This window comes from Vibrio sp. M260118 (assembly GCF_036533755.1).
Classification (GTDB): domain Bacteria; phylum Pseudomonadota; class Gammaproteobacteria; order Enterobacterales; family Vibrionaceae; genus Vibrio.
On the sequence record NZ_JATABG010000380.1, the window covers coordinates 1 to 3213 of the forward strand.

Genomic DNA, 3213 nt, shown 5'->3' on the forward strand with positions numbered 1-3213 from the left:
GAATCACAAGCCGCTAATAATGATGAGGAGTCGCAGCCCGATTTGTCAGAAGAAGACCAGAGCTCATCTTCACCAAGCGTTGCTTCTTTACTCGCATCTGAAGCCGAAGCAACGGTAAAAAAAGCGGCGTTAAGAAAGCTATTTTTATCTGGAGAGTTCAGTGAAATTGATGGGTTAAACGACTATGACCACGATTACAAGTCAGTCAAAAGTCTATCTTCAGACGTTGCAGAAAAACTGCGAGATTGGATGGAACAACCAGAACAAGAGCCGACCTCGTTAGAGGAGCAAAATACTCATCCGGCCGACGAGTTGCAGCAATCTGAACAACCTTCACTTGAGGAACAACCCGAGCTATCTACGCTAGCAGATGAACATACGCCAGAAAATGAAAAGTTGCGACAAAATATACCACACAAATAATAGGTACATTTTGACTACATCAATAGCTTAAGGTGTGAGACATTTTGTCTCACACCTTGTTTTTACCTGCAAGTGTCGCCTTTAATTCACTATAACTATCTGTTTTTATTTAACTATATAGTTGGTATAGCAATTGCTAATAACCACCCAAGTGAATATTCCGTTCTCACTGGAACAGAGCAATGCTAAAACAACTATTACAACAATCTCAGTCTGCCAACGGTAAAGCGCGACTACACGCTTTTGAAAATACCGTGGAACTGAAAAACCTTATCCCTCCGACTGTCAGTTATGAAAGCGGTGGAAACACGCTCATCGTTGGCCCCACATCAATCATAGAAAGTGCAGCCCATCAGCTCGAACAGCTAAACAGCGTCACTTTGCTATCGACTGATGGTGAAAAAGGAACAACCGCTCATCTCTACTACGCCAGCTCAGTCCAGGTAAGTGGCTTTTTAGGCACATTTACTGTTATTACTGAAAACAACGGCATAGAAAGTAACCTCGCTGAAGTGGCAATTAATCACGATTGCTTCGATATTGTCCTCGACCTATGTCTAAATAGTTGTATGAGCGAGGAAGTGCCAGTACCGGGCTACTATCCTGTAGGACGTGGCTATCCAAAGCTTGCCGAGGCATTGGAAGAGATCCCAACCTTAATGGGTACTTTCGACAAACCCAAGTTTTTCCGCCTAGATACCGACCTGTGTGCCCATAGCTCTCGTGGCGTGAAAGGTTGTGAACGCTGTGTCGATGCATGCCCTGCGGGTGCGCTGTCGAGTGAAGGCAGCGACAAAACCGGACATCGAATCGAGATCAATCCATACCTGTGTCAGGGTGTGGGGACTTGTGCAACAGCTTGTCCAACAGAAGCTATTCAATATGCGCTACCTTCACCTCAAGATACACAGAAGTTCATCGAGCGTACAATTTCGAATTACAAACAGGCAGGCGGAAAAAATCCTATCGTATTGATTTGTAGCTCACGCCATGAAGAGTACAACGTGATGGCGCTAAAAGTGCTACCAGATAACGTTATCCCAGTCGTAGTTGAAGAGTTGCCATCAGTCGGCATTGACTCTTGGTTTGCAGCCATCACCAACGGTGCGACACAAGTCCTGTTTGCCGCCAGTCGATTTATGCCTGAAACGATTCTCCGCGTGCTTAACAACGAGGTCGCAATCGCCCAAGAGCTACTGGCTCAACTAGGCATCGAAAAAGAGACGATAGACATCCTCTATCTAGAATCACTAAGAGAAGGCCTACCGACCTTATTCGCTGAATCGTTCGACTTGCAGCTAGGCGACCTAGAAGGCAATAAACGACAACGTTTGTTTACATCGTTAGATGCACTTGCACAGTTACGAATCCCAGTCGAAAACGTGATTGAAATGCCTGCCAATGCGCCGTACGGAGCTATCAGCTGCGAAAGTAAAGATTGTACCTTGTGTATGAGCTGTGTAGCTGTTTGTCCGACGCGTGCGCTCCACACAGATGGCACATCGCCCTCGCTTCAATTTGTAGAACAGGACTGCATTCAATGTGGTTTGTGTACTAAAGCATGCCCAGAACAAGTGCTGAGCATGACACCAAGAATGAACTGGGATAAACAACAACGTCAACAAGCGCAGGTAATTCACCAAGAAAAAGCCGCTGAATGTATTCGCTGCCATAAGCCGTTCGCACCTCAGTCAATGATCGACATGTTGCAGAGTAAGTTACGCGGTCACTCTCATTTCGCTGATGAAGCTGCGTTAAATCGAATTGCGATGTGCGAGGACTGTCGAGTCGTGGATATGTTTGAGTCTATGGCTGAAGACCCTACTAAACAACTGAACTACTAAGGTGATGAGAGAGATGGAACATCAACAAACCATTCGAGCGGAAATCTACTTGTTGCTGTCAGCTTTGTATCGTCAGGTGCCAAGCAATGAGCTCATCACTTTTCTTTGTGAGTTAGAAACAGAACAAGCCGAAAGCGCTATGCAAGTCGCTTGGAAACAACTTAAAGATGCAGCTCAAGAGAGTAGTGCCGTTGCACTCGAAGATGAATACCAAGAACTTTTTATTGGCATAGGTCGAGGTGAAGTCGTGCCTTTTGCTTCTTGGCATTTAACTGGGTCGCTCATGGAGAAACCGCTTGCTTCGATTCGCCACGATCTCGAATTGTTAGGTTTGGAGCGTGAAGAACAAGTGAAAGAGCCTGAAGATCATATATCCGCTTTATGCGAAGTCATGTCGTTACTCACAGCTGAAGAAGAAGAGCTACAACAACTGTTCTTCAATAAGCACATTGCGACTTGGTTTTCTCAGTTCGTTGCACAGATTAACCAAGCTGAAGATGCCAGCTTTTATAAAGCTGTAGCAGAACTCACCAATGCATTTATGTCGCTAGAGCAAGTACGTTTTAGCACCAATCTACAAAGCCATAAAAACCGAATAAAAATCGATGTGAAGAACGTTGCTGATTATGAGCAGCCTCAGCACTAAAACGTACATCGAGTTCAATACCTACAAATAAGGGTAAGGAAGCAATAATGAAAGAGAGTAAAGAGCTAAACCAAAGCCGCAGGGATCTTCTGAAAGGCTTAACTACTTCAGCAGTAGCAGGTGCAGTGGTTGCTGGAACAACAAAAGTAGCCAGCGCTTCAGAAGCTAGCGAAGTTAAGCCAGAGCATAAGCAGACTGGCTATCATGAAACCCAGCACATCCGTGACTACTACGACACGCTATAGGAGCTAAACAATGAAATTAGTTAAACGCTCCGATAATGTGAGCAAAGAACAGAAC

The 3213-nt window shown here is 45.0% G+C and carries 4 protein-coding genes; all 4 read left to right on the forward strand.

Going from position 1 to position 3213, the window contains the following annotated elements:
• Window positions 1–423 (forward strand): DUF3306 domain-containing protein (locus QTO00_RS17050; protein ID WP_331425843.1); only part of this gene is annotated, 423 nt, incomplete at its 5' end.
• 182 nt (window positions 424–605) lie between these two features.
• Window positions 606–2267, forward strand: coding sequence for a 4Fe-4S dicluster domain-containing protein (locus QTO00_RS17055; RefSeq protein ID WP_331425844.1), 1662 nt, complete (start codon window positions 606–608; stop codon window positions 2265–2267).
• Between the two features lie 4 nt (window positions 2268–2271).
• Window positions 2272–2913: a TorD/DmsD family molecular chaperone gene (locus QTO00_RS17060; RefSeq protein WP_443088938.1), complete on the forward strand. Its 642-nt coding sequence runs from the start codon at window positions 2272–2274 to the stop codon at window positions 2911–2913.
• 47 nt (window positions 2914–2960) lie between these two features.
• On the forward strand, window positions 2961–3158 hold the full coding sequence (locus QTO00_RS17065) for a twin-arginine translocation signal domain-containing protein (RefSeq protein WP_331425846.1): 198 nt from the start codon (window positions 2961–2963) through the stop codon (window positions 3156–3158).
• The last annotated feature ends 55 nt before the right edge of the window (window positions 3159–3213 follow it).

What these genes read in the sequence shown, in the direction of transcription:
- QTO00_RS17065 (WP_331425846.1), top strand. Translation starts at nt 2,961, where the DNA reads ATGAAAGAGAGTAAAGAGCTAAACCAAAGCCGCAGGGATCTTCTGAAA.
- QTO00_RS17060 (WP_443088938.1), top strand. Translation starts at nt 2,272, where the DNA reads ATGAGAGAGATGGAACATCAACAAACCATTCGAGCGGAAATCTACTTG.
- QTO00_RS17055 (WP_331425844.1), top strand. Translation starts at nt 606, where the DNA reads ATGCTAAAACAACTATTACAACAATCTCAGTCTGCCAACGGTAAAGCG.